Here is a 25647-nt window from a genome sequence, read left to right as displayed (position 1 = left end):
GTCTTTTCACGGCGTTACCGGATGCGTAAGGCCGTGACGTTTTAACGTCCCAGCTCAGCTTTATTACCTTCAGGTAAGGCTTCGCCACGCCTGAAGACATTTCTGCACTGTTTCAGTCAGTGCGGAGGGACTCCTTATGTTTAAAGAAATTTTTACCCGGCTCATTCGCCATTTACCTTCCCGTCTGGTTCATCGCGATCCATTGCCTGGCGCGCAGCAGACAGTGAATACGGCGGTCCCGCCGTCCTTAAGTGCGCATTGCCTGAAAATGGCAGTGATGCCAGAACAGGAATTATGGAAAACGTTCAATACCCATCCGGAAGGGTTAAATCAGGCGGAAGTGGAATCTGCCCGCGAACAACATGGTGAAAATAAATTACCCGCGCAACAACCGTCGCCGTGGTGGGTGCATTTATGGGTCTGCTATCGCAACCCCTTTAATATTTTGCTCACCATTCTCGGTGCTATTTCTTACGCCACGGAAGATTTATTTGCCGCAGGTGTTATCGCGCTAATGGTCGCTATTTCTACGTTGCTGAACTTTATTCAGGAAGCTCGTTCCACCAAAGCGGCAGATGCCCTGAAAGCGATGGTCAGCAATACCGCGACGGTGCTGCGCGTAATTAACGACAAAGGCGAAAATGGCTGGCTGGAGATCCCGATCGACCAGCTGGTGCCCGGCGATATTATAAAACTGGCGGCGGGGGATATGATCCCGGCAGATTTACGTATCTTGCAGGCGCGGGATCTGTTTGTCGCTCAGGCGTCGTTAACCGGTGAGTCTCTGCCCGTGGAAAAAGCTGCTACCACTCGCCAGCCGGAGCACAGCAATCCGCTGGAGTGCGACACCCTGTGTTTTATGGGCACCACCGTGGTGAGCGGCACGGCACAAGCAATGGTGATTGCTACAGGAGCCAACACCTGGTTTGGTCAACTGGCGGGGCGTGTTAGTGAGCAGGAAAGCGAGCCGAATGCCTTTCAGCAAGGGATTAGCCGCGTCAGTATGCTGCTGATTCGCTTTATGCTGGTGATGGCTCCGGTGGTGTTGCTGATCAACGGTTACACCAAAGGTGACTGGTGGGAAGCGGCACTGTTCGCACTTTCGGTCGCGGTAGGCTTAACGCCAGAAATGTTGCCGATGATTGTCACTTCGACGCTGGCGCGTGGTGCCGTAAAGCTGTCGAAACAGAAAGTGATCGTCAAACATCTGGATGCCATTCAGAACTTTGGCGCTATGGATATTCTGTGCACTGATAAAACCGGCACCCTGACGCAGGATAAAATTGTGCTGGAGAATCATACCGATATCTCCGGTAAAACCAGCGAACGCGTGCTGCATAGCGCGTGGTTGAACAGTCATTATCAGACCGGACTTAAAAACCTGCTTGATACAGCGGTGCTCGAAGGTACGGATGAAGAGTCAGCGCGCTCGCTGGCCAGTCGTTGGCAAAAAATTGATGAGATTCCGTTTGATTTCGAGCGTCGCCGGATGTCGGTGGTAGTGGCAGAGAATACCGAACATCATCAACTGGTTTGCAAAGGCGCATTGCAGGAAATCCTCAATGTGTGTTCGCAGGTGCGTCACAATGGTGAGATTGTGCCGCTTGATGACATCATACTGCGTAAGATTAAGCGCGTTACTGATACGCTGAATCGTCAGGGGCTGCGCGTGGTTGCGGTGGCGACGAAATACCTGCCAGCACGTGAAGGGGATTACCAGCGGGCGGATGAATCCGACCTGATCCTCGAAGGATATATTGCTTTCCTTGATCCGCCGAAAGAGACAACAGCTCCGGCACTGAAGGCATTAAAAGCGAGTGGCATTACCGTGAAAATCCTTACTGGCGACAGCGAGTTAGTGGCGGCGAAAGTGTGCCATGAAGTGGGACTGGACGCGGGAGAGGTGGTCATTGGTAGTGATATTGAAACGCTATCTGACGACGAACTGGCAAATCTTGCACAGCGCACCACGCTGTTTGCTCGCCTGACGCCGATGCATAAAGAACGCATCGTGACCTTGCTAAAGCGCGAAGGGCATGTGGTTGGCTTTATGGGCGATGGTATTAATGATGCGCCCGCCTTACGCGCTGCGGATATCGGCATTTCTGTGGACGGCGCGGTAGATATTGCCCGTGAAGCGGCTGATATCATCCTGCTGGAAAAAAGCCTGATGGTGCTGGAAGAGGGGGTTATTGAGGGACGTCGCACTTTCGCCAACATGCTGAAATACATCAAAATGACGGCGAGCTCTAACTTCGGTAATGTGTTCAGCGTGCTGGTGGCGAGTGCTTTCTTGCCCTTCCTGCCGATGTTGCCGCTACACTTGCTTATTCAAAATCTGCTGTACGATGTGTCACAGGTGGCGATCCCATTTGATAACGTCGACGACGAGCAAATTCAAAAGCCGCAGCGTTGGAATCCGGCGGATCTGGGGCGCTTTATGATCTTCTTCGGACCGATCAGTTCGATCTTCGATATTCTGACGTTTTGCCTGATGTGGTGGGTATTCCATGCCAACACGCCGGAAACGCAAACGCTGTTCCAGTCGGGCTGGTTTGTGGTGGGATTACTATCGCAAACGCTTATTGTGCATATGATCCGTACCCGTCGTGTACCGTTTATTCAGAGCTGTGCATCGTGGCCGTTAATGATCATGACCGTGATTGTGATGATAGTCGGGATCGCATTGCCGTTTTCGCCGTTGGCCAGTTATCTGCAACTGCAGGCGCTGCCGTTAAGCTATTTCCCGTGGCTGGTTGCGATTCTGGCAGGGTATATGACGTTAACCCAGTTGGTGAAAGGGTTCTATAGCCGTCGTTACGGCTGGCAGTAAGCAAGTGATGAAGCTGGCCTGAAATACTCTTTCAGGTCAGTCTGTTACGAAAACACCTGAATAAAAAAATAGATTACTGCAAAAATAAAAAAACAAATAAACGTCCAGCTCAAATTATAAAGGGCGCTATAGCTGTTATTAACAGAACGAGAGAGAAAAATGTCTTCTTTTTTTATATGTCTGGCGGAGATGTTGCGATACAGGCGGATATAATAAACACAATAGAGTAATAAAGGCGGTATTGCCCATCCACCTGTAGGTTTACCAAATATAAGCGTGAGTATAATGACGATAGCAATGAAAAGCAGAAAGACGATCTGTGCTTTAGATTCTATTTTTTTTAATTCGCTTCTGATGCCGTCAGCGTGCTGTTCTTGCCAGCGCCGCAGCGTGTTAACGCTAAATTGATAGTGTTCACAAAGCTCCTTATTAGATGCCCCCTCTTTTGACCGCTGTAAAATTTCAGCAATTTGCTTATCTGTGAAACGGGATTTAGCCATCTTCAACCCTCCGTGGTTGAATCAGATAATCCAGGCGCGAAACCTGGATTATCTTTTTGAAAGAGATTAGCGACGAACAGCGATCGCTTCGATCTCAATCTTCACGTCTTTCGGCAGACGGGCAACTTCAACGCAAGAACGTGCCGGGAAGGTGGCATTGTGCTCGGTGAAGAACGCTTCGTAGGTAGCGTTTACGGTTGCGAAGTCGTTCAGATCTTTCACAAACACGGTGGTTTTAACGATATCGCCCACTTTCAGGCCAGCGGCTTCGACGATCGCTTTTACGTTATCCAGCGACTGACGTGCCTGTGCAGCGACGTCTGCCGGTACTTCGCCGGTTTTCGGGTTTACTGGGATCTGACCGGAGGTAATGATCATATTGCCCAGATCAACGCCCTGTACGTAAGGACCGATAGCTGCCGGTGCATTTTCCGTCGCGATAGTTTTGCTCATGATTTCTCCTTTATTACAGCGGTAAAAAGTCTGGCTCATTATAGGGAGCCAGACTTTTATTACCAACCGCAATTAATTGGCCAGCACCACATTATGGGAAAACTCTTTTTCACAGTATTTGCATTTGAGCGCGATGTCATTGGCGCGTTTTCGCACGGCAAAGCTGGATGAAACCGGTTCGGCATGGCTGATACAGTTGCTGTTCGGGCAGACCAGCACATTGTCGATGCGCTCTGGCAGACTGGGGCGCGATTTACCCACCACTTCATAGTTGTCGATACGGTTAACCGTGGCTTGCGGTGCATATAACGCCAGTTGATCAACCTGATCCTCACTTAAAAAGGTATTTTCGATTTTGATCAGATCCTTGCGCCCCATCTCGCCAGAAGGCAGGTTCAGACCAATGGTGATGCGCTGATCCGTTTCGGTCAGCTTGAACAGACTCAATAGCTTAAAACCGATCTGGGCGGGGATATGGTCAATTACCGTGCCGCGTTTAATAGCTTCAACCTGCAATTTATTATCGTGTGTCATCTCTATTTCCCCTTACAGTACCAGATCGCGATTCAGAACCAGTGCCAGTAACGCCTGGCGAGCGAAAATCCCGTTGCCTGCTTGCTGGAAGTACCAGGCGTGCGGCGTTTTATCAACATCGGTGGCAATCTCATCAACGCGAGGCAGCGGATGCAGCACTTTCATATTGGCTTTGGCGTTGTGGAGATCGCTGGCGCGAAGAACAAACTGCGCTTTCACGTTGGCGTACTCGGACGGGTCCAGACGCTCTTTTTGCACGCGAGTCATGTACAGGATGTCTACTTCCGCCATCACTTCTTCAATAGAGCTGTGCAGACTCCAGGCGATCCCTTTTTCATCGAGCATATCAAGGATGTATTGCGGCATTGCCAACGCGTCCGGCGCGATGAAGTAAAAACGGTTGCCGTCGAACTTCGCTAACGCCTGAGTCAGGGAGTGAACGGTGCGGCCATATTTCAGGTCACCAACCATTGCGACGTGGAGATTGTCCAGACGCCCCTGGGTTTCCTGAATGGTGAATAAGTCCAGCAAGGTTTGCGTCGGATGTTGGTTGGAGCCATCACCGGCATTCAGTACCGGTACATTGCCGGAAAATTCGGTGGCCAGGCGCGCCGCACCTTCCTGCGGATGACGCATCACTATCGCATCGACGTAAGTGCTGATAACCGAGATGGTATCGGCCAGCGTTTCGCCCTTTTTACCCAGTGATGTATTGGCGCTGTCGGAGAAGCCCACCACGCTGGCACCCAGGCGGTGCATGGAAGTTTCGAAAGAGAGGCGGGTACGGGTAGAGGCTTCGAAGAAACAGCTGGCAATGACTTTGTGCTTCAACAGCTCTGGTTGCGGGTTTGCTTTCAGTTTCGCCGCTGTCGCCAGCACCAGATTAAGGTCATCGCGACTAAGGTCGTTTATGGAAATGATATGTTTCTGATATAGCGGATTAGCCATCTTTTATCTCCTGACGCCTGGGCAAAAAAAAGCCCCTCGATTGAGGGGCTGGGAATGGGTGATCAACGGGAAGAAAAACGGCAGGCCAGCGTCTTTTTTCAGACGCGGTAAGACAAAATGTCGAACACACTGAACCATACATCCTCCCGGCAAATTGTCCGGCATTATACTCATAGCCAGAAGCGGTGCAAGCATTTGATGCAATATTTTGTCAGCGCAAACGGTTTATTTGAATTAAAAGTCAAAGTGTGTGCATTTTTATTTTCTATGGTTCTGGAGGGGAACGGTCGTTCGGTATCAATAATTGCAGACATTTCCTGCTTTTTTCTTTTTCACTTTCACGCAATCAGATATGCATTTTATTCCATTCATCCGACTTATAGGGCGGAGTGTGAAAACTCACGGCTAAAACTATTGCTTACAGCTCAGGGATGCGCGCTATCACTTTAATTTCAAAATCAAAGCCTGCCAGCCAGGTAACGCCCACCGCCGTCCAGTTTGGATAAGGTGGGGCGCTAAATATTTCATTTTTGACTGTCATGATGTCTTCAAATTGTTTTTCCGGATCGGTATGAAAGCTCGTCACATCAATGATATCGTCAAAAGTGCATCCCGCAGCTGCCAGGGTCGCATGCAAATTATCAAATGCCAGTCTGACTTGTTGCTGAAAATCGGGTTCAGGTGTTCCGTCTTCTCGACTTCCTACTTGCCCGGAAACAAACAGCAAATCGCCGGAACGAATGGCCGCAGAATAACGATGTTCAGCATACAGTGAATGTCGGCCAGCAGGGAAAACAGCGATTCTTTCTACCATTTGGTTATCCTCAAGATTTACGACATGAACAGAAGATTTATATTTACCGGGAGCCGCTTTTAGGGGACGACGAGAGTAAACAAAACCCAGACATCATGGATAATGGCTGGGCTTAATTGAGCGTAGTCGGTTATGCGCCAAACGCGCCATCAATGGTATGCATCGCGCCGGTAACAAAACTGGCTTCTGGCCCTGCTAACCATGCGACCATACCAGCGACCTCTTCCGGTTGCCCATGTCTTTTGATAGCCATAAAACCATGCAACATATCGCGCATTGGCCCGTTGGCGGGATTCGCGTCGGTATCAATTGGCCCTGGCTGGACGACGTTGATGGTGATCCCACGCGGTCCAAAATCACGGGCCAGCCCGCGCGCCATACCTTGCAGGGCAGATTTACTGGCGGCATAAGCAGCCATGCCTGCAACAGGCATACGATCGCCATTCACGGAGCCGATGATTAAGATGCGGCCGCCTTCGGGCATCTGCCGGGCGGCTTCAACAGAGGCATGGTAAGGAGCATGAATATTGATTTTGAAAAGGCGATCAATATCGTCGGCATTTAATTCCAGGGCATCGCCAAAGACGCCAATACCTGCATTTACCACCAGGATATCCAATGCGCCGCTCTTACGAACGACATCAATGACAGCGTCTCTGTCAGCACTATCTGTGAATACTGCTGTCGCTCCCGTCTCTTGTGCCAGGCGTTCAGCGGCATCTTTCGACCCCGCATAGGTGAATCGTACATTGGCCCCATCGGTGACGAAACGACGTACGATAGCAGCACCGATTCCACGACTGCCACCGAGGATGAGAACTGTCTTACCTGTAAAAGCGCCCATAAGGACTCCTTGATTTATTATGTAACATGCATTACAAAACTGTTTTAACTTTCTGTCAACAAGTTTTGTAATGGTCACTAAAAAACAATCTCGCGTTCCAGGTCGTCCCAGACGTTTCGCTCCTGAGCAGGCAGTCTCTGCGGCAAAAGTGCTTTTTCACCAAAAAAGTTTCGATGCTGTCAGTGTTGCTGAAATCACTGATTATCTTGGTATTAACCCCCCGAGCCTCTACGCGGCTTTTGGCAGTAAGGCTGGGTTATTTAGCCGTGTACTCAATGAATATGTCGGTACGGAAGCTATTCCGCTTGCCGATATTCTTCGTGATGATCGTCCGGTAGGCGAGTGCCTGGTTGAGGTATTAAAAGAAGCGGCGCGCAGATATAGCCAAAACGGCGGCTGCGCTGGCTGTATGGTTCTTGAAGGTATTCATAGTCATGATCCACAAGCGCGTGATATTGCCGTTCAATATTATCACGCCGCAGAAACAACCATTTATGACTATATCGCCAGGCGGCATCCACAAAGCGCACAATGTGTGACTGATTTTATGAGTACCGTGATGTCAGGGCTTTCTGCGAAGGCACGGGAGGGGCACTCCATCGAACAACTCTGTGCAACAGCTGCACTGGCGGGGGAAGCGATAAAAACTATTCTCGAGGAGTGATGCTGACCTTGACCCGAAAGGCGGGAACGCGCCTGCCGATAAGTTGTGATAAGACAATAATTCACGCGTTAAGGCTAGCGGAATTGATCATCTTTTCGTATAACGATAGAAATGAAACATTGTTTTAATTAAGGAGTGAAAAAGATGATCATCGGAAATATTCATAATCTTCAGCCGTGGCTACCCCAGGAGTTACACCAGGCGATTGAGCATATCAAAGCACACGTTACGGCAGATACGCCAAAAGGTAAGCATGATATCGAAGGCAACCGTCTGTTTTATCTAATCTCGGAAGATATGACCGAGCCGTACGAAGCTCGCCGTGCGGAGTACCATGCCCGCTATCTCGACATTCAGATTGTGTTAAAAGGTCAGGAAGGCATGACCTTCAGCACGCAACCTGCAGGCACCCCGGATACCGACTGGTTAGCAGACAAAGACATCGCATTTTTGCCGGAAGGCGTTGATGAGAAAACAGTTATCCTTAATGAAGGTGATTTTGTTGTGTTTTATCCGGGGGAAGTGCATAAACCGCTGTGCGCAGTGGGCGCGCCAGCCCAGGTTCGCAAAGCAGTAGTGAAGATGCTGATGGCGTGATGACTTTTCGCCGTAAATAACTCCAGGTTTACGGCGAGTTTGTGAAAAGAGCGTTTTTTGATATTTTTTTGTGAGTAAAATTTGTAATGCTTAGACGTTCTTATTAACTCAAGGAGTTCGTCATGAGCAAAATATCAGATTTGAATTATTCTCAACACATTACATTAGCCGACAATTTTAAACAAAAAAGTGAAGTTTTAAATACCTGGCGTGTTGGAATGAATAATTTTGCCCGTAATGCCGAGGGGCAGGATAATACAAGAAATATCCTTGATCCTAAGACATTTTTGGAGTTTTTGGTAAAAATATTTACCCTGGGTTATGTGGATTTTAGCAAACGCTCCAACGAAGCGGGAAGAAATATGATGGCTCATATTGAGTCCTCATCTTATATCAAAAATAATGATGGCAGTGAGATAATGAAGTTTGTTATGAATAATCCTGAAGGGGAACGAGCGGATTTATCTAAGGTGGAAATAGAAATTACACTTTCCACTATCACTACTATGGGGACTCGTCAAGGACATACGGCTATTATATTTCAACAACCTGATGGTTCGACTAATCGTTATGAAGGAAAGTCCTTTGAAAGAAAAGATGAGAGTTCATTACACCTGATTACTAACAAGATTCTGGCGTGTTACCAAAGTGAATCTAACAAGGAAATAGCTCGTCTATTAAATAATCATCAGAAGTTAAATAATCGTCAGAAGTTAAATAATTCGCAGGAGTTAAATAATTCGCAGGAGTTAAATAATCCACAGGAGTTAAATGATTCTCAGGAGTTTAATAACTCTCAGGACTTAAATAACTTGCAGGTGAGTTGTAAAGGTTCAGTTGATTCTACGATTGCGGATTTATTAGAGAAACCATTGAATAATGCATTATTAGCAATAAGGAACGAACATCTGCTATTAATGCCTCATGTATGTAGTGAATCGATTTCATACTTACTGGGCGAAAATGGTATACTTGAAGAAATAGATAAGCTCTACGCATTAAATGATCACGGAATTGATAATGACAAAGTAGGTAACAATGAAATTAATGAAATCAAAGTTAATCTGTCTCATATTCTTATTGATTCCTTAGATGATGCAAAGGTTAACCTTACACCGGTCATCGATTCGATTCTGGAGACTTTTTCAAAATTCCCATATATTAATGATGTAAGAATACTGGATTGGTGTTTTAATAAAAGTATGCAATATTTTGGTGATTCTGAAAAGATAACGCATGCATGCTCCGTGATGAGTCATATTGATTTTGATTGCAATCAATCTAAAATAGCTGAGACCTTATTTTTCAATCTCGATAAAGAACCCTATAAAAATAGCCGTAAATTACAGGAATTGATTTGGGATAAGTTGATTGCATATGTCAATGATTTTAGCTTAAGCAATCAAGAAAAATCACGCTTAATACTAAGGTTATTTGATGATGTTAAGTTACTATTTAATGAAGTGCCTGTCAGCATTTTAGTAAATGATATTTTTTTGAAGGATTTTTTCATGAAGCAACCTGATTTTGCTAAGTGGTACTTCTATCAATTACTTAAGTGTTATGAGGGCGAACAGCTGTATCTTAATGAGTTAGGATATGTTTATGGTGATGAAGAAAAAACAAAAGAAATTGTAAATAAACTTCTGGGTTATGTCGTTAAGATTTTTGAAGAAAAGATGGTTAATGAATTAAAAATTAGAACAAGAATGATGGAAGTCCTCCGGGATGGGAAAATCAATATATATAATTATATTAATGAAAAACAGTTAGAAAAATTAAATCCTCCGGAAAATTTACGAACAGTAATAGAAAAATGGGGGTGGAAGAATAGAACTCACACTGCATAAAATAATATGATGCCGGGATATTTTTTGTATTTCCCGGCATCTTTATAGAGATGTCAATTATTTACTGAGCGTCGCGACCATCACCGCTTTGATGGTATGCATGCGGTTTTCCGCCTGATCAAATACAATGCTGGCGGCAGATTCGAAGACCTCATCAGTCACTTCCATTCCGCCATGTAGGCCAAACTCTTCCGCCATTTTTTTGCCAAGCGTCGTTTGGTCGTCATGAAACGCGGGCAGGCAGTGGAGGAATTTGACCTCCGGGTTACCGGTCAACTGCATCATCTTGCTGTTCACCTGATAATCACGCAGTAATGCAATGCGTTCAGCCCATTTTTCTTTTGCTTCACCCATCGACACCCATACATCGGTATAGATAAAGTCAGCACCTTCAACTCCTTTAGCTACATCTTCCGTCAGCGTAATATTCCCGCCATTTTGTTGTGCCAGGGCGCGGCATTCCGTAACCAGCGCAGCTTCTGGCCAGCACGCCTGTGGCGCGACCAGACGCAAATCCAGACCGGTAAGCGCTGCAGCTTCGAGCATCGAATTGCCCATGTTGTTACGTGCGTCACCTGCATAGACCAGCGTCATTTCGTTGAACGCTTTGCCGGGCAAATGCTCCTGCATGGTGAGGAGATCCGCCAGCAGCTGCGTGGGGTGAAACTCATTGGTCAGGCCGTTCCATACCGGCACGCCAGCGTATTCCGCCAGTGTTTCGACAATCTCCTGACCATAGCCGCGATACTGAATACCGTCATACATGCGACCAAGCACGCGGGCAGTGTCTTTAATCGACTCTTTATGACCAATTTGGCTGCCGCTTGGACCGAGATAAGTAACGCGAGCACCCTGGTCATATGCGGCAACTTCGAAAGAGCATCGGGTACGGGTCGAGTCTTTTTCGAAGATGAGCGCGATGTTTTTACCAGTGAGTTTGGCTTCTTCTTTACCGCTTTTCTTATCGGCTTTCAGCTTCGCGGCTAACTGCAGCAGGCTGTTAAGTTCAGCTGGCGTGAAATCGAGTAATTTCAGGAAATGCTTATGATAAAACCCGGACATAGATCCCTCCTGTGGCTAACGCCTAAATGAATTAAAATTCAATTTATATGTATGGTTATTCATTTGCAAGTCTAAAGCATAAATCTTTATCACAAAGGTGGAGGCAATGTCAGTGGTGTGTGACAATAAGAGTATCGGCAGGACATTAAGAGGAATGAGCCATGGCAAACCCGGAACAACTGGAAGAACAGCGTGAAGAAACACGTTTGATTATTGAAGAATTACTGGAAGATGGCAGCGATCCGGACGCGCTGTACACCATCGAACACCATCTTTCCGCAGACGATCTGGAAACTCTGGAAAAAGCGGCAGTTGAAGCGTTTAAACTCGGTTACGAAGTGACCGATCCAGAAGAGCTGGAAGTTGAAGATGGTGATATCGTGATTTGCTGCGACATCCTCAGCGAGTGCGCGTTGAATGCCGATCTTATCGATGCCCAGGTTGAACAACTGATGACGCTGGCAGAGAAATTTGACGTTGAGTACGACGGTTGGGGCACTTACTTTGAAGATCCTAACGGCGAAGATGGCGACGATGAAGATTTTGTCGATGAAGACGATGACGGAGTTCGCCACTAATTAAGCGTAGCGCATCAGGCCCAGGTAGTTCCTGCAACCTGGTGAATTTGTTGCCCGGATAAGGCATTCATGTCACATCCGGCATAAACAAAACGTACGTTGTTAATGTTCGAATGCCCGCGAGTTGAACACGCGGGCATTTTTTTAGAGTTCGCGCAACATCCGCACTTCACAATCGACATGGCCCGTGCAGCCAAGCGCATAGTCGATATGCTCAAAGCCCAAATGCTCATAAAGCGCAATGGCTTCCTTTAAAAAAGCTGTCGTTTCCAGATAGCAGCGTTTGAAACCCATCTCTCGCGCCTGCTCCATCGCCATTAAGGCCAGTTTTTTTGCCAGCCCTTTGCCGCGGATAGCCGGAAGAAAATACATCTTTTGCAGTTCGCAAATGTCCGACTCACTCCCGGTTAATGGCGCTATCCCACCGCCGCCGACCACTTCACCCTCGTACTCAACTACCCAATATGCATGGCCAGGCTGACTATACACTTGATACAGCTCGTCAAGATTCGGATCGGCGACGGTGTAGCCTTTATCAGCGGTAAGACCGTATTCGGCGGATACCTGACGAATGACGCGGGCGATAGCAGGATTATCCTGCAGCGTCAGGCGACGCATTACAGGTGATTGCGGCGCAATGTTATTCATAGTTTAACCCAATAAAAATAAAGTAATTATACATTTGTTTAATACCACTCTCTTCTTACGTGCGCAAGCGACTTATAAAGTAATAAAGTTTTTGCCAGCCTATTACTGATAAGAGTATTGTAACGTGGCAGAACATTTTACTGTCTGTATATATAAGTTATATCAATGGGTTTTTTAATTCAGGGATTTTTTATGGCTCAAGTTATTAATGAAATGGATGTTCCGTCCCATTCGTTTGTTTTTCATGGTACAGGTGAGAGGTATTTTCTTATTTGTGTGGTGAATGTGTTGTTAACGATTATAACGTTAGGTATCTATTTACCATGGGCATTAATGAAATGTAAGCGTTATCTTTATGCTAATATGGAAGTTAACGGACAACGATTTTCTTATGGAATTACCGGTGGGAATGTTTTTGTTAGTTGTCTTGTTTTTGTTTTTTTCTATTTCGCAATCTTAATGACAGTGTCAGCAGATATGCCGCTTGTTGGTTGTGTTTTGACTTTGTTACTGTTGGTTTTGCTTATATTTATGGCAGCAAAAGGACTGCGTCATCAGGCCTTAATGACCAGTCTCAACGGCGTAAGATTTAGTTTTAATTGCTCTATGAAAGGGTTCTGGTGGGTGACCTTTTTCTTGCCGATTTTAATGGCCGTTGGGATGGGGACTGTTTTCTTTATCTCGACAAAGATGCTACATGCCAATAGTTCAAGTAGTGTTATTATATCTATGGTTCTGATGGCAATAGTTGGTATTGTTTCCATTGGTATTTTTAATGGTACTTTATATAGTCTGGTAATGAGTTTTCTCTGGAGCAATACCAGTTTCGGTATACATCGTTTCAAGGTGAAATTAGATACTACGTATTGTATAAAATATGCCATTCTCGCATTTTTAGCTTTATTGCCTTTTCTCGCTGTTGCTGGTTATATTATCTTCGATCAAATATTAAATGCGTATGATAGTTCTGTTTATGCAAATGATGACATTGAGAATTTACAGCAATTTATGGAAATGCAACGTAAAATGATAATCGCGCAGTTAATCTATTATTTTGGGATTGCTGTTAGCACCAGTTATTTAACGGTGTCGTTGCGAAACCATTTTATGAGCAACCTGTCACTGAATGATGGGCGTATTCGTTTTCGCTCAACTTTAACGTACCACGGTATGCTTTATCGCATGTGTGCGTTGGTGGTGATATCCGGGATTACGGGCGGTCTGGCTTATCCACTGTTGAAAATATGGATGATTGACTGGCAGGCAAAAAATACGTATTTGCTGGGCGATTTGGATGACCTTCCTTTAATCAATAAAGAAGAACAACCAGATAAAGGCTTCTTAGCCAGTATTTCTCGGGGAGTTATGCCTTCTTTACCATTTCTGTAAGAGATAAAAAAGGCCGGAGCATGCTCCGGCCTTCGTTTTCATCACGGTGTTGATTACAGCGCGGCGATAACAGCCTGCTGCTCAATCAGTTTCGCTTTCGCTTCCGCATAGCCTTCCAGCTTCTCACGCTCTTTCGCGATGACCGCTTCCGGTGCGCGGGCGACAAAGCCTTCGTTCGCCAGTTTGTTCTCGATACGGCTGATTTCACCTTCAATCTTCGCCACTTCTTTCGCCAGACGCGCCAGCTCATCTTCTTTGTTGATGAGGCCAGCCATCGGGATCAGCAGCTCTGCACCGTCGATGATCTTCGTAACGGAAACCGGACCTTTGTCATCGGCAGGCAGCACGGTGATACTTTCCAGACGCGCCAGCGTTTGCAGGAAGCCACGGTTTTCATTTACGCGACGTTCTGCATCCGCGCTGCAACCACGCAGCAGCAGCTCCAGCGGTTTACCCGGTGCGATGTTCATTTCTGCACGGATGTTACGTACCGCAACGATCGCCTGCTTCAGCCACTCGGTGTCGGCCAGTGCGGCTTCATCAACCTGAGACGCATCGTACTGCGGGAACGGTTGCAGCATGATGGTGTCGGCAGTGATACCGCAAAGTACTTTCACACGCTGCCAGATGGTTTCGGTGATGAACGGAATGATCGGATGCGCGAGGCGCAGCAGACCTTCCAGTACAGTCACCAGCGTATGGCGAGTACCGCGCAGTTCTGCTTCGGTGCCACCGTTCATTACCGGCTTGGTCAGCTCGAGATACCAGTCACAGAACTGGTTCCAGGTGAACTCATACAGAATGCCTGCGGCGATATCGAAGCGGAAGCTGTCCAGCGCTTCGCGGTACGCTTTGATGGTCTGGTTGAACTCCGCCAGAATCCAGCGGTCCGCCAGCGACAGCGTCATTTCGCCGCCGTTGAAGCCGCAATCCTGACCTTCTGTGTTCATCAGCACAAAGCGGCTGGCGTTCCACAGCTTGTTACAGAAGTTACGGTAGCCTTCCAGACGCTTCATATCCCAGTTGATGTCACGACCGGTAGAAGCCAGCGCCGCCAGGGTGAAGCGCAGCGCGTCAGTACCGTGCGGCTCAATGCCGTTCGGGAACTGCTTCTCGGTGCGCTTACGGATTTTGTCCGCCAGCTGCGGCTGCATCATATTACCGGTACGTTTTTCCAGCAGTTCCGGCAGCGAAATACCGTCAACCATATCCAGCGGGTCAATCACGTTACCCTTGGATTTGGACATCTTTTGACCTTCGTCATCACGAATCAGACCGGTCATGTAAACGGTGTGGAACGGCACCTGCGGTTTGCCATTTTCATCTTTGATGAAGTGCATGGTCATCATGATCATGCGGGCAATCCAGAAGAAGATGATGTCGAAACCAGATACCATCACGCTGGTTGGGTGGAACTGGCGCAGTGCGTCGGTGTTTTCCGGCCAGCCGAGCGTGGAGAAGGTCCACAGCGCGGAGGAGAACCAGGTGTCGAGAACGTCTTCGTCCTGACGCAGGGCAACGTCGGCACCGAGGTTATTTTCTTTACGCACTTCGTCTTCGTTGCGGCCAACATAAACGTTACCCGCTTCGTCGTACCATGCCGGGATACGGTGACCCCACCACAGCTGACGAGAGATACACCAGTCCTGAATATCGCGCATCCAGGAGAAGTACATGTTTTCGTACTGCTTCGGTACGAACTGAATGTCGCCGTTCTCAACCGCTTCAACCGCCGGTTTCGCCAGCACGTCGGCACGTACGTACCACTGGTCGGTCAGCATCGGTTCGATAACCACGCCGCCACGGTCGCCGTAAGGAACGGTTAGATCGTGCGGTTTAATTTCTTCCAGCAGGCCGAGCGCGTCAACCGCAGCAACGACGGCTTTACGTGCCGCAAAACGCTCCAGTTTCTGGAATTCTGCTGGGATATCGCTGGAATAAACGTCAGATTCGTTACCTTTGGTATCGAACACCTGGGCGCTTTCACGGATATCACCGTCAAAGGTCAGGATGTTGATCATCGGCAGGGCGTGACGTTTACCGACTTCATAGTCGTTAAAGTCGTGCGCCGGGGTGATCTTCACGCAGCCAGTGCCTTTTTCCATATCGGCGTGTTCGTCGCCAACAATCGGAATACGACGGTTAACCAGCGGCAGAATGACATATTTGCCAATCAGATCTTTGTAACGCGGATCTTCCGGGTTAACGGCCACGCCGGTATCGCCCAGCAGGGTTTCCGGGCGAGTGGTCGCAACCACCAGATAATCTTTACCGTCTGCGGTTTTCGCGCCGTCAGCCAGCGGATAGCGGATGTGCCACATCGAACCTTTCGATTCGCGGTTTTCCACTTCCAGGTCAGAGATAGCGGTACGCAGTTTCGGGTCCCAGTTTACCAGGCGTTTACCACGGTAAATCAGGTCTTCTTTATACAGACGAACGAAAACTTCTTTCACCGCATTGGACAGGCCTTCGTCCATCGTGAAGCGTTCGCGCTCCCAGTCGACGGAGTTACCGAGACGACGCATCTGACGGGTAATGGTGCCGCCAGATTCCGCTTTCCATTCCCAGATTTTGTCGATGAAAGCTTCGCGGCCGTAGTCGTGACGGGTTTTACCTTCTTCTGCGGCAATCTTGCGCTCAACGACCATCTGGGTAGCGATCCCGGCGTGGTCAGTACCGACCTGCCACAGGGTATTTTTACCCTGCATACGCTGATAGCGGATCATGGTATCCATGATGGTTTGCTGGAAGGCGTGACCCATATGCAAACTGCCGGTGACGTTCGGCGGCGGGATCATGATGCAGAAACTTTCCTGGCTTTCATCGCCATTAGGCTTAAAGTAGCCCTGCTTTTCCCAGTGCTCGTAAAGCGGCTGTTCGATATCTTGTGGGTTATATGTCTTTTCCATTATTTCCAGGTTGCCGTATTCAGGTTGAAACCAGCCACGCGGTAGGCTTTATAGCGTTCGCGCGCCAGTTGTTTCAGAGAATCTTCATAAGGAACGAAGTCTACCACTTCTGTGAAAGCGGTGGCAAAATCTGCAAAGCTTGTTCGCAGACTAATCAATATATCGCGCGGGCTGCTGCTACGCTTTTGTGGCCAGGCGATCTCCACCGGCGCACCGCCGCGCGGTCCTTCTCCCGCTAAATTATGCGGAACAAAGCTTTCTGCCGGACGCGCCCACAGGGCTTCATCCAGCCGGTAAGCCTGCTTTTCATCTTCACAGGCGATGAGTACGCGCTTACCACTGCGCCAACGTTCTGCGGCAATTTCACACACCAGTTGCTCAACGGCGCTTAAGCCATCGACGGTTGTGTCATTGTCCAGAAGGTAGAACGTCGCGTTTTTCATAAATTCGCTTATTTGCAGAAAAGTTGTTGGTGCAATCACGGCTGTGAAAAGCACACGTTGGTTAGTCAGATGGCTTCAATAGAGACTGATTCGGCGATGATGTTAAAAATATCATCATAGGTTGCCAGAAAATAGTGATGGCAACTCGCTGGATCAACATCACTTCGCGGTAGAAATGATGACATCAATCGGGAATCAAATAATTCACCAAAATTTCCGGTGATGCAATTCCAGTCAAACAAATAGCCATTACCTGCCGTGCGCTCAAAACTATCAAGCTCCGCACAACAAGAAAAAAGCATTCCTTTGAAAATTAGACAGAATTTTGTGTCGTCATTTCGTTCCACGATGATTTCAAGACGTGATCCACGCTGTTTTGCTTCAACGAGAAATAAACTGTCCCGCGCAAATCCAGCCTGAAGACACTCATCATGCGCAACAAATCTAGCCATCGGATCCCTGATTTGCAGCCGGATGAACATAGCGCCATCCGGCTATACGATTACTCTTCGCCGTTAAACCCGGCGCGGTTGAGCAGGAACTGTGCCAGCAACGCCACCGGGCGGCCGGTTGCGCCTTTCGCCTTACCAGAACGCCAGGCGGTACCGGCGATATCCAGGTGCGCCCAGTTGTACTTACGGGTAAAGCGCGACAGGAAGCAACCTGCGGTAATCGCCCCGCCAGGACGACCGCCAATGTTCGCCATATCGGCAAAATTGGACTCCAGCTGTTCCTGATACTCGTCACCCAGCGGCAAACGCCATGCGCGGTCACCGGATTGTTCAGACGCGGCAATCAGCTCATGGGCCAGTGGGTTATGGTTCGCCATCAGACCGGTAATGTGATGGCCCAGCGCGATAACGCAGGCACCGGTCAGCGTCGCCACATCAATCACCGCTTCCGGCTCAAAACGCTCAACGTAAGTTAACACATCGCACAGTACCAGGCGGCCTTCGGCGTCGGTATTCAGCACTTCTACGGTTTGACCGGACATGGTGGTTAACACATCGCCCGGACGATAGGCACGTCCGCCAGGCATGTTTTCGCAGCCTGCCAGCACGCCAATAACGTTAATCGGCAGTTGCAGCTCCGCGACCATACGCATCACGCCGTAAACCGCCGCCGCACCGCACATATCGTACTTCATCTCATCCATGCCTTCTGAAGGCTTGATGGAGATACCGCCGGAGTCGAAGGTCAAACCTTTACCCACCAGCACGATTGGGCGTGCATCTTCCGACGCGTTACCTTTGTACTCAATCACCGACATCAGCGATTCGTTTTGCGAACCCTGACCAACCGCCAGATAAGAGTGCATCCCCAGCTCTTTCATCTGCTGTTCGCCGATAACGCGGGTAATGACATTCTTGCTGTAGCTGTCAGCCAGCTGGCGCGCCTGAGAGGCGAGGTAAGCGGCATTACAAATATTCGGCGGCATATTGCCGAGATCTTTCGCTGCTTTAATCCCGGCGGCAATCGCCAGACCGTGCTGGATCGCGCGCTCGCCGCTGGTCAATTCACGGCGGGTCGGCACGTTGAACACCATCTTACGCAGCGGACGACGCGGCTCGCTCTTGTTCGTTTTCAGCTGATCGAAACTGTAGAGCGTCTCTTTTGCCGTCTCGACAGCCTGACGCACTTTCCAGTAGTTGTTACGGCCTTTAACGTGCAGTTCGGTCAGGAAACAGACCGCTTCCATTGAGCCAGTATCATTCAGCGTGTTAATGGTTTTCTGAATGACTTGTTTGTACTGGCGCTCATCGAGTTCACGTTCTTTACCGCAACCGATGAGGAGAATTCGCTCGGAAAGTACATTTGGAACATGGTGCAGCAACAGTGTCTGCCCTGGTTTTCCTTCCAGTTCGCCCCGACGCAGCAGGGCGCTGATGTACCCATCGCTGATTTTATCGAGCTGTTCTGCAATCGGAGAAAGGCGACGTGGTTCGAAGACGCCCACGACGATGCAGGCACTCCGCTGTTTCTCCGGGCTACCGCTTTTTACACTAAACTCCATGCACTACGCTCCTGAATCTTAAAGACAACGGCGGTGGCTACAGATAGAATTGCAAGCTTTCGTAACTCATGTCCGCTGTTGCGATGACTTCGTGTTAATCTTAACGTTATTACGGCATTGGCACGTCAGAACAAAATCTGAGAGGTGAATCCGTTGAGTATAATTATCTTAGCGACGATTTCGACGACTCAAGAGAATAAATGACGTTTAAGCCATGAAACAAGCTAAAATCCTGCAAAAGACGAGTTTTTACGGGCGTATTTAAAGTGATAATCATAAGATATCTGGTGCGGGAGACGCTCAAAAGCCAGCTGGCGATACTCTTCATCTTGCTTTTGATCTTCTTCTGTCAAAAGTTAGTGAGGATCCTCGGCGCAGCGGTTGACGGCGATATTCCGGCGAATCTGGTGCTCTCCCTTCTCGGGTTGGGCGTGCCGGAAATGGCGCAGCTTATCCTGCCATTAAGCCTGTTCCTCGGGCTGCTGATGACGCTGGGCAAACTGTATACCGAAAGTGAAATTACGGTAATGCATGCCTGCGGCTTGAGCAAAGCGGTTCTGGTGAAAGCGGCAATGATCCTTGCGGTATTCACGGCAATCGTCGCGGCGGTTAACGTGATGTGGGCGGGACCGTGGTCATCGCGTCATCAGGATGAAGTGTTAGCAGAAGCGAAAGCGAACCCTGGCATGGCGGCGCTGGCGCAAGGGCAATTCCAGCAAGCGACTAATGGCAGCTCGGTGCTGTTCATCGAAAGCGTTGACGGCAGCGATTTCAAAGATGTGTTCCTCGCGCAAATTCGACCAAAAGGTAATGCACGTCCTTCTGTGGTGGTGGCCGATTCCGGACATTTAACCCAGCTGCGTGACGGCTCCCAGGTCGTCACTCTCAACCAGGGAACGCGCTTCGAAGGCACTGCACTGTTACGCGATTTCCGCATTACGGACTTCCAGGATTATCAGGCGATCATTGGTCACCAGGCGGTGGCGCTCGACCCGAACGATACCGACCAGATGGACATGCGCACATTGTGGAACACTGACACCGATCGTGCCCGCGCAGAACTGAACTGGCGTATCACGCTGGTATTCACCGTGTTTATGATGGCGCTTATGGTCGTTCCGCTGAGCGTGGTTAACCCGCGTCAGGGGCGCGTACTGTCGATGCTGCCAGCCATGCTGCTGTATCTGTTGTTCTTCCTGATCCAGACCTCCCTGAAATCGAACGGCGGTAAAGGTAAGCTGGACCCGACGCTGTGGATGTGGACCGTAAACCTGATTTATCTGGCTTTGGCGATTGTTCTCAACCTTTGGGACACCGTGCCGGTCCGCCGCCTGCGCGCCAGTTTTTCGCGTAAAGGAGCAGTGTGATGCAACCTTTTGGCGTACTTGACCGCTATATCGGTAAAACTATTTTCACCACCATCATGATGACGCTGTTCATGCTGGTGTCGCTGTCGGGCATTATCAAGTTTGTCGATCAGCTGAAAAAAGCCGGGCAGGGGAGTTACGACGCGTTAGGCGCAGGAATGTATACCTTGCTGAGCGTGCCGAAAGATGTGCAAATCTTCTTTCCGATGGCGGCTCTGCTTGGGGCGTTGCTTGGTCTTGGGATGTTGGCGCAGCGCAGCGAACTGGTGGTCATGCAGGCTTCTGGTTTTACCCGTATGCAGGTGGCACTGTCGGTGATGAAAACCGCCATTCCGCTGGTCTTGTTGACGATGGCGATTGGCGAATGGGTCGCACCGCAGGGCGAGCAGATGGCGCGTAACTACCGTGCGCAGGCGATGTACGGTGGCTCGTTGCTCTCTACCCAGCAAGGTTTATGGGCAAAAGATGGCAACAACTTCGTCTACATTGAGCGGGTTAAAGGTGACGAAGAGTTAGGTGGCATCAGTATCTATGCCTTTAATGAGAATCGTCGTCTGCAATCTGTACGCTATGCCGCTACCGCGAAGTTTGACCCGGAACATAAAGTCTGGCGTCTGTCGCAGGTTGATGAATCTGATCTGACCAATCCGAAACAGATCACTGGTTCACAGACGGTGAGCGGTACCTGGAAAACCAACCTCACGCCGGACAAACTGGGCGTGGTGGCGCTGGACCCGGATGCCCTCTCCATCAGTGGTTTGCACAACTACGTGAAGTATCTGAAGTCGAGCGGTCAGGATGCCGGACGTTATCAGCTCAACATGTGGAGCAAAATCTTCCAGCCGTTATCCGTGGCGGTGATGATGCTGATGGCGCTGTCGTTCATCTTCGGCCCACTGCGTAGCGTGCCGATGGGCGTGCGTGTGGTCACCGGTATCAGCTTCGGTTTTGTCTTCTACGTACTGGACCAGATCTTCGGCCCGCTGACGTTGGTTTACGGCATCCCGCCGATCATCGGCGCACTGTTGCCAAGCGCCAGCTTCTTCTTAATCAGCCTGTGGCTGTTAATGAGAAAATCGTAACTAGATGAACGTATAAAGGGAGCGAAAGCTCCCTTTATTATTGTTAGCAAAGTGTGCTTCGTTCATGCCTGAAAATTCAATATATTGCAGTAGTGTAGGCATGATAAGGCGCGCCAGCGTCGCATCAGGCAAAGACAAATCGCACCTGACTTACTTTCTTCTCCCCCCCAGCAAACTCCCCAGCACACCACGCACAATCTGATTCGTCACCTGGCGGGCGGCGCTTTTCGCCATTGTCTGCACCACTCCATCTTTCTTCCCGCCGCGCGGTCCGGTAGTGCCAAACAAAATATCCTTCAATCCACCAAGAATACCGTCATCCACCGCCACCTCTTTCCCTTTCGCGGGAGGATTATTTTGCTGCTCGGTTCTGGCCTGAAAGCCTTTTTGCAACATCTCATAGGCGGATTCCCGGTCCACGTCATCCTCGTACTTGCCATACACCGGGGAGTGATTAATCAGGCCGTTACGCTCATCTTCCGTCACCGGCCCCATTCGCGAACAAGGCGCGATAACCATCGCCCGTTCCACCACTGAAGGACTTCCTTTCGCATCGAGAAACGAGATTAACGCCTCGCCGGTCCCCAGTTCCTGGATTGCCTTTTCGGTATCAAACGCCGGATTGGCCCGCATGGTTTGCGCTGCCGCTTTTACCGCTTTCTGATCTTTGGGCGTAAAAGCCCGCAAAGCGTGTTGAACGCGATTACCGAGCTGCCCGAGCACATTATCCGGAATATCTGACGGGTTTTGCGAAACGAACCAGACGCCCACGCCTTTTGAGCGAATAAGCCTTATCACCTGCTCAATCTTATCCAGCAGTACCTGTGGCGCATCGTTAAACAGCAGATGTGCTTCGTCGAAGAAAAACACCAGTTTTGGTTTCTCCAGATCGCCTACTTCCGGCAATTGTTCATACAACTCTGAAAGCATCCACAGCAGGCTGGCGGCATACAGTTTCGGCATCTGGTAGAGCTTCTCGGCGCTGAGGATATTGATAACCCCTTTACCATTGGCATCGGTACGCATCCAGTCTTTGATATCCAGCATCGGCTCACCAAAAAAGTGTGCTGCGCCTTGCTGTTCCAGCGACAACAGCCCACGCTGGATGGCACCAACCGATGCGCTACTGATATTACCGTACTGATTCTGGAAGGATTTGGCGTTATCGCCGATGTACTGGGTAATCGCCCGCAAATCTTTAAAGTCGAGCAGTAACAGCCCCTGATCATCAGCAATGCGGAAGATAATATTCAGCACGCCAGATTGCACATCGTTGAGATTCAACAGTCGCGCCAGCAACAGCGGCCCCAGGTCTGAAACCGTCGCCCGCACCGGGTGGCCTTTCTCGCCAAAGATATCCCACACCACCACCGGATTAGCATGTGGTTGCCAGTCATTGACGCCGATATTATTAAGCCTTGCGAGCAGTTTTTCCGACGCAGTTCCTGCCTGCGCGACGCCGGTCAGATCGTCTTTTACATCAGCCATAAACACCGGTACACCGATTTCCGACAATGACTCCGCCAGTTTTTGCAGCGTAACGGTCTTACCCGTCCCCGTTGCGCCAGTAATCAGCCCGTGACGGTTAGCCATTCCCGGCAGTAAAAACAGTTCTGTGTCCGGCGTGCGGGCAATTAACAGGGGTTCGCTCATGAGATTTCCTCCAGTTTCCTGCCTGGAGTATAGGCAACGTCCGGCAAAGAGAATACGTGTAATGAAGAGAAAATAACCTAAAGCGTGTTACCGTGATAAATCTGATACCCGAGGTCAACAGTGTTGTGGTTGTGATCGTTATTTTTAATTTTGCTCAGCAACATTTGGGCGGCCATCCGACCAATATCAAAACGGGGAGTAATTACGCTGGCGAGGCTTGGGATCATTTGCCTGCCAATCTCCAGCCCATGAAAACCCGCAATGGAAATTTGTTCTGGCACGGCGAGGTTTCGCTCGCGGCACAGCAGAAGCGCACCCATCGCAATATCGTCATTGGTGCAAAATACACCGTCTAAATCCGGGTTTGCGCTAAGGGCATCACGCATTAATTGCATTCCTAAATGAATGGATGAGATGGCGCGTGGATTCATGCGTAACGGGGAAAGATTATGCAGCATCATCGCATCGCAATACCCCTGATAACGCTGTTCATCGCGGGTGTCATCTTTGGAACCGAGATACAGAATTTTGCGCCTGACTCGCTTATCCAGCATGGTACACACCATGTCAAAAGCGGCCTGCCGATTATCAAAACCGACCTCCATATCCAGCCGTTCTCCCTGTACATCCATCAATTCCACGACCGGAATGGTGGCTGAACGCAGAAATTTCACCGTCCTGATGGTGTGATATTTTTCCGAAAGAATAATCCCGTCAATGTTATAAGAGAGCAGGTTAATCACCGACTCTTCTTCGGAATCGCGATCGTAATTGTAATTAGCAATAAGGGTCTGATAATTATGCTCAGAGGTGACGGATTCTATTCCCGCGAGAATGTCAGCGAAGAGTTGATTTTGAAATGACGGAATCAAGATACCGAGGGTATAACTTTGTGCATTCAACAACATGCCGGGAGCGCGATTAGGGATATAATTGATCTCTTCCATAATTTTGGCGATGCGCTCGCCTGTTTCCTTTGCCACCTTTTTCGGCGAGCGGATATAACGACTCACGGTCATTTTTGTTACGCCAGCCAGCGTAGCGATATCCTGTAAAGAAATTCTGTGATTGCGCATAACTTCTCCCAACGTCGGGGGAATCTTCAATCTTCCCCCGAAACTACATCACAATATTTTATTCTTTCAGTGCAATACGGCGTTAATGGCTAACACGCCCAGCAAACCCATAATAGAAATAAGGGTTTCCATCACCGTCCAGGTACGCAACGTTTCACCAACCGTCAGATTAAAATACCCTTTAAATAGCCAGAAACCAGGGTCGTTTACGTGTGACGCGATCACGCTGCCCGCACCGGTTGCCAGTACCATTAAAGCGGGATCGGCATGGGTAACGTTGATAATCGGCAACACCACACCCGCGGTGGTAATGGCCGCGACGGTGGCAGAGCCCAGAGCGATACGCAACAGCGCCGCAACAGTCCAGCACATCAATAACGGCGAAAGCGTAGTTCCGGTCATTAAGTGTGAAATATACTGCCCGACACCGCTATCTACTAATACCTGCTTAAACGCGCCGCCGCCAGCGATAATAAACACAATCATCGCGATAGCGCCTATAGAATCCCCAATGATATCCATGATTTGCTCGATGGTGCGTCCATTACGTCGGCCCAGTGTGAAAATCGCAATAACAATGGCAATAAACAGCGCAACGGCAGGGTTACCGACAAATTCAAAGAAGAGGCGCACGGTGTTAGTTTTCGGTAACGTAATTTCACAAACGGCGGCGATAGCCATCAGGATGACCGGGATCACGGCAGCGAAAATACTGTTCCAGAAGGAGGGCATCTCCTCTTCGCTAAACAGATGAGGATTAAATAAGCCTTCCGGTGGTGCTTTCTCAAAGCGAGTTAGCAGTTTAGAAAACAGCGGTCCTGCGACAATAACTGTCGGAATGGTAATGATAAATCCATACAGTAGAGTCGTTCCGAGATTAGCCTCAAAGATAGTCGCGATGGCAGTAGGACCAGGATGTGGCGGCAGAAAACAGTGGGTTACAGAGAGCGCTGCTACCATTGGTACGCCAACATACAACAGGGGTAATCCTGATGATGCTACGATGGTAAATACCAACGGCAACAGCAGGACAAAGCCCACTTCAAAAAACATGGCGAGGCCCACAACCAGACCGGTGATCACTAGCGCCCATTGCACGCGTTTTTTACCAAAAGTAGCAATCAGCGTAGTGGCGATACGTTGTGCCGCGCCCGTATCAGAAATCAGCTTGCCTAACATGGCCCCGAAACCGAGGATCATTGCCAGCCCGCCGAGCGTGCTGCCGATACCATTTTGTATAGAGTGCAGGACGGCCTGTGCATCCATCCCTTCGGCAAATCCGACGACGGCAGCTACCAGAACGAGGGCAATAAAGCCGTTAACTTTAAAGCCGATCATCAGGATAAGAAGCAGCGCGACGCCTGCCGCAATAATGATTAATGGCATAGT

The 25647-nt window shown here is 49.1% G+C and carries 25 protein-coding genes; 9 read left to right on the top strand and 16 right to left on the bottom strand.

Annotated features, from left to right (window positions below; all coding sequences use genetic code 11):
- Nucleotides 1-136: 136 nt before the first annotated feature.
- On the top strand, nucleotides 137-2833 hold the full coding sequence (gene mgtA / locus AACU19_RS13465) for a magnesium-translocating P-type ATPase (protein ID WP_000471876.1): 2697 nt from the start codon (nucleotides 137-139) through the stop codon (nucleotides 2831-2833).
- Nucleotides 2834-2877: 44 nt separating this feature from the next.
- Here the strand turns inward: mgtA and AACU19_RS13460 are convergent, their stop codons facing one another.
- From AACU19_RS13460 to bdcA, 7 genes are all read right to left on the bottom strand, one after another.
- Nucleotides 2878-3333, bottom strand: a complete 456-nt coding sequence (locus AACU19_RS13460) for a transposase (protein WP_001130089.1) — start codon at nucleotides 3331-3333, stop codon at nucleotides 2878-2880.
- Between the two features lie 66 nt (nucleotides 3334-3399).
- Nucleotides 3400-3786: a 2-iminobutanoate/2-iminopropanoate deaminase gene (gene ridA / locus AACU19_RS13455; RefSeq protein ID WP_000047539.1), complete on the bottom strand. Its 387-nt coding sequence runs from the start codon at nucleotides 3784-3786 to the stop codon at nucleotides 3400-3402.
- 72 nt (nucleotides 3787-3858) lie between these two features.
- Nucleotides 3859-4320 (bottom strand): aspartate carbamoyltransferase regulatory subunit, encoded by a 462-nt coding sequence (pyrI, locus tag AACU19_RS13450; protein WP_000148581.1) that lies wholly within the window; start codon nucleotides 4318-4320, stop codon nucleotides 3859-3861.
- 12 nt (nucleotides 4321-4332) lie between these two features.
- Nucleotides 4333-5268 carry an aspartate carbamoyltransferase gene (pyrB, locus tag AACU19_RS13445; RefSeq protein WP_000013046.1) on the bottom strand — a complete coding sequence of 312 codons (936 nt, stop codon included), beginning with the start codon at nucleotides 5266-5268 and terminating at the stop codon, nucleotides 4333-4335.
- A 3-nt stretch (nucleotides 5269-5271) separates the two neighbouring features.
- Nucleotides 5272-5406 (bottom strand): pyr operon leader peptide, encoded by a 135-nt coding sequence (pyrL, locus tag AACU19_RS13440; RefSeq protein ID WP_001296693.1) that lies wholly within the window; start codon nucleotides 5404-5406, stop codon nucleotides 5272-5274.
- A gap of 280 nt (nucleotides 5407-5686) precedes the next feature.
- Nucleotides 5687-6082, bottom strand: coding sequence for a RidA family protein (locus AACU19_RS13435; RefSeq protein ID WP_039021195.1), 396 nt, complete (start codon nucleotides 6080-6082; stop codon nucleotides 5687-5689).
- A 130-nt stretch (nucleotides 6083-6212) separates the two neighbouring features.
- The gene (bdcA, locus tag AACU19_RS13430) at nucleotides 6213-6926 is read right to left on the bottom strand and encodes an SDR family oxidoreductase (protein ID WP_000500711.1); all 714 of its coding nucleotides are present in this window, start codon (nucleotides 6924-6926) and stop codon (nucleotides 6213-6215) included.
- Nucleotides 6927-6996: 70 nt separating this feature from the next.
- Between bdcA and AACU19_RS13425 the strand changes: the two genes are divergently transcribed.
- The 3 genes from AACU19_RS13425 (at nucleotide 6997) to AACU19_RS13415 (ending at nucleotide 10037) form a co-directional block, all read left to right on the top strand.
- Nucleotides 6997-7590, top strand: coding sequence for a TetR/AcrR family transcriptional regulator (locus AACU19_RS13425; protein ID WP_105279029.1), 594 nt, complete (start codon nucleotides 6997-6999; stop codon nucleotides 7588-7590).
- Nucleotides 7591-7734: 144 nt separating this feature from the next.
- The gene (gene tabA, locus AACU19_RS13420) at nucleotides 7735-8187 is read left to right on the top strand and encodes a toxin-antitoxin biofilm protein TabA (RefSeq protein WP_105279028.1); all 453 of its coding nucleotides are present in this window, start codon (nucleotides 7735-7737) and stop codon (nucleotides 8185-8187) included.
- A 122-nt stretch (nucleotides 8188-8309) separates the two neighbouring features.
- Nucleotides 8310-10037 carry a hypothetical protein gene (locus AACU19_RS13415; protein WP_105279027.1) on the top strand — a complete coding sequence of 576 codons (1728 nt, stop codon included), beginning with the start codon at nucleotides 8310-8312 and terminating at the stop codon, nucleotides 10035-10037.
- Between the two features lie 57 nt (nucleotides 10038-10094).
- Here AACU19_RS13415 and argF read toward each other — a convergent pair whose 3' ends face one another.
- Nucleotides 10095-11099, bottom strand: coding sequence for an ornithine carbamoyltransferase (argF, locus tag AACU19_RS13410; RefSeq protein ID WP_000012907.1), 1005 nt, complete (start codon nucleotides 11097-11099; stop codon nucleotides 10095-10097).
- 161 nt (nucleotides 11100-11260) lie between these two features.
- On the opposite strand from argF, the gene rraB reads away from it, so the two are divergent.
- On the top strand, nucleotides 11261-11677 hold the full coding sequence (gene rraB / locus AACU19_RS13405; protein ID WP_000002953.1) for a ribonuclease E inhibitor RraB: 417 nt from the start codon (nucleotides 11261-11263) through the stop codon (nucleotides 11675-11677).
- Nucleotides 11678-11821: 144 nt separating this feature from the next.
- Here the strand turns inward: rraB and AACU19_RS13400 are convergent, their stop codons facing one another.
- Entirely contained in the window at nucleotides 11822-12325 is a 504-nt protein-coding gene (locus tag AACU19_RS13400; RefSeq protein ID WP_001059402.1) for a GNAT family N-acetyltransferase, read from the bottom strand.
- Nucleotides 12326-12517: 192 nt separating this feature from the next.
- Between AACU19_RS13400 and AACU19_RS13395 the strand changes: the two genes are divergently transcribed.
- Nucleotides 12518-13714 carry a YjgN family protein gene (locus tag AACU19_RS13395; protein ID WP_000079650.1) on the top strand — a complete coding sequence of 399 codons (1197 nt, stop codon included), beginning with the start codon at nucleotides 12518-12520 and terminating at the stop codon, nucleotides 13712-13714.
- A gap of 53 nt (nucleotides 13715-13767) precedes the next feature.
- On the opposite strand, the gene valS is transcribed toward AACU19_RS13395, so the two are convergent.
- The 4 genes from valS to pepA all read right to left on the bottom strand — a co-directional run bounded on the left by valS (nucleotide 13768) and on the right by pepA (nucleotide 19080).
- On the bottom strand, nucleotides 13768-16623 hold the full coding sequence (gene valS / locus AACU19_RS13390; protein ID WP_105279026.1) for a valine--tRNA ligase: 2856 nt from the start codon (nucleotides 16621-16623) through the stop codon (nucleotides 13768-13770).
- Nucleotides 16623-17066 carry a DNA polymerase III subunit chi gene (gene holC, locus AACU19_RS13385; RefSeq protein ID WP_000786399.1) on the bottom strand — a complete coding sequence of 148 codons (444 nt, stop codon included), beginning with the start codon at nucleotides 17064-17066 and terminating at the stop codon, nucleotides 16623-16625. The genes valS and holC overlap by 1 nt, the downstream gene beginning before the upstream one ends.
- A gap of 65 nt (nucleotides 17067-17131) precedes the next feature.
- Entirely contained in the window at nucleotides 17132-17518 is a 387-nt protein-coding gene (locus AACU19_RS13380; protein ID WP_134895601.1) for a hypothetical protein, read from the bottom strand.
- 50 nt (nucleotides 17519-17568) lie between these two features.
- On the bottom strand, nucleotides 17569-19080 hold the full coding sequence (pepA, locus tag AACU19_RS13375; protein ID WP_000397144.1) for a leucyl aminopeptidase: 1512 nt from the start codon (nucleotides 19078-19080) through the stop codon (nucleotides 17569-17571).
- 153 nt (nucleotides 19081-19233) lie between these two features.
- Here pepA and ytgA point away from each other — a divergent pair, with 153 nt between their 5' ends.
- From ytgA to lptG, 3 genes are all read left to right on the top strand, one after another.
- Nucleotides 19234-19284, top strand: coding sequence for a protein YtgA (ytgA, locus tag AACU19_RS13370; protein WP_211180521.1), 51 nt, complete (start codon nucleotides 19234-19236; stop codon nucleotides 19282-19284).
- 62 nt (nucleotides 19285-19346) lie between these two features.
- Nucleotides 19347-20447: an LPS export ABC transporter permease LptF gene (gene lptF / locus AACU19_RS13365; protein ID WP_000584114.1), complete on the top strand. Its 1101-nt coding sequence runs from the start codon at nucleotides 19347-19349 to the stop codon at nucleotides 20445-20447.
- Nucleotides 20447-21529: an LPS export ABC transporter permease LptG gene (gene lptG, locus AACU19_RS13360; RefSeq protein WP_001295681.1), complete on the top strand. Its 1083-nt coding sequence runs from the start codon at nucleotides 20447-20449 to the stop codon at nucleotides 21527-21529. The genes lptF and lptG overlap by 1 nt, the downstream gene beginning before the upstream one ends.
- Before the next feature lie 150 nt (nucleotides 21530-21679).
- On the opposite strand, the gene AACU19_RS13355 is transcribed toward lptG, so the two are convergent.
- The 3 genes from AACU19_RS13355 to idnT form a co-directional block, all read right to left on the bottom strand.
- Nucleotides 21680-23182, bottom strand: coding sequence for a helicase HerA-like C-terminal domain-containing protein (locus tag AACU19_RS13355; protein WP_105279025.1), 1503 nt, complete (start codon nucleotides 23180-23182; stop codon nucleotides 21680-21682).
- Between the two features lie 77 nt (nucleotides 23183-23259).
- On the bottom strand, nucleotides 23260-24258 hold the full coding sequence (idnR, locus tag AACU19_RS13350; RefSeq protein ID WP_001422765.1) for a DNA-binding transcriptional regulator IdnR: 999 nt from the start codon (nucleotides 24256-24258) through the stop codon (nucleotides 23260-23262).
- Nucleotides 24259-24324: 66 nt separating this feature from the next.
- The gene (idnT, locus tag AACU19_RS13345; protein ID WP_001128336.1) at nucleotides 24325-25644 is read right to left on the bottom strand and encodes a gnt-II system L-idonate transporter; all 1320 of its coding nucleotides are present in this window, start codon (nucleotides 25642-25644) and stop codon (nucleotides 24325-24327) included.
- Between the last annotated feature and the right edge of the window lie 3 nt (nucleotides 25645-25647).

The organism is Escherichia sp. MOD1-EC4550 (genome assembly GCF_963876935.1).
Classification (GTDB): Bacteria; Pseudomonadota; Gammaproteobacteria; order Enterobacterales; family Enterobacteriaceae; genus Escherichia; species Escherichia coli_F.
Note: the sequence above shows the minus strand (reverse complement) of the source record. Positions and strands in the feature narration are given on the sequence as shown.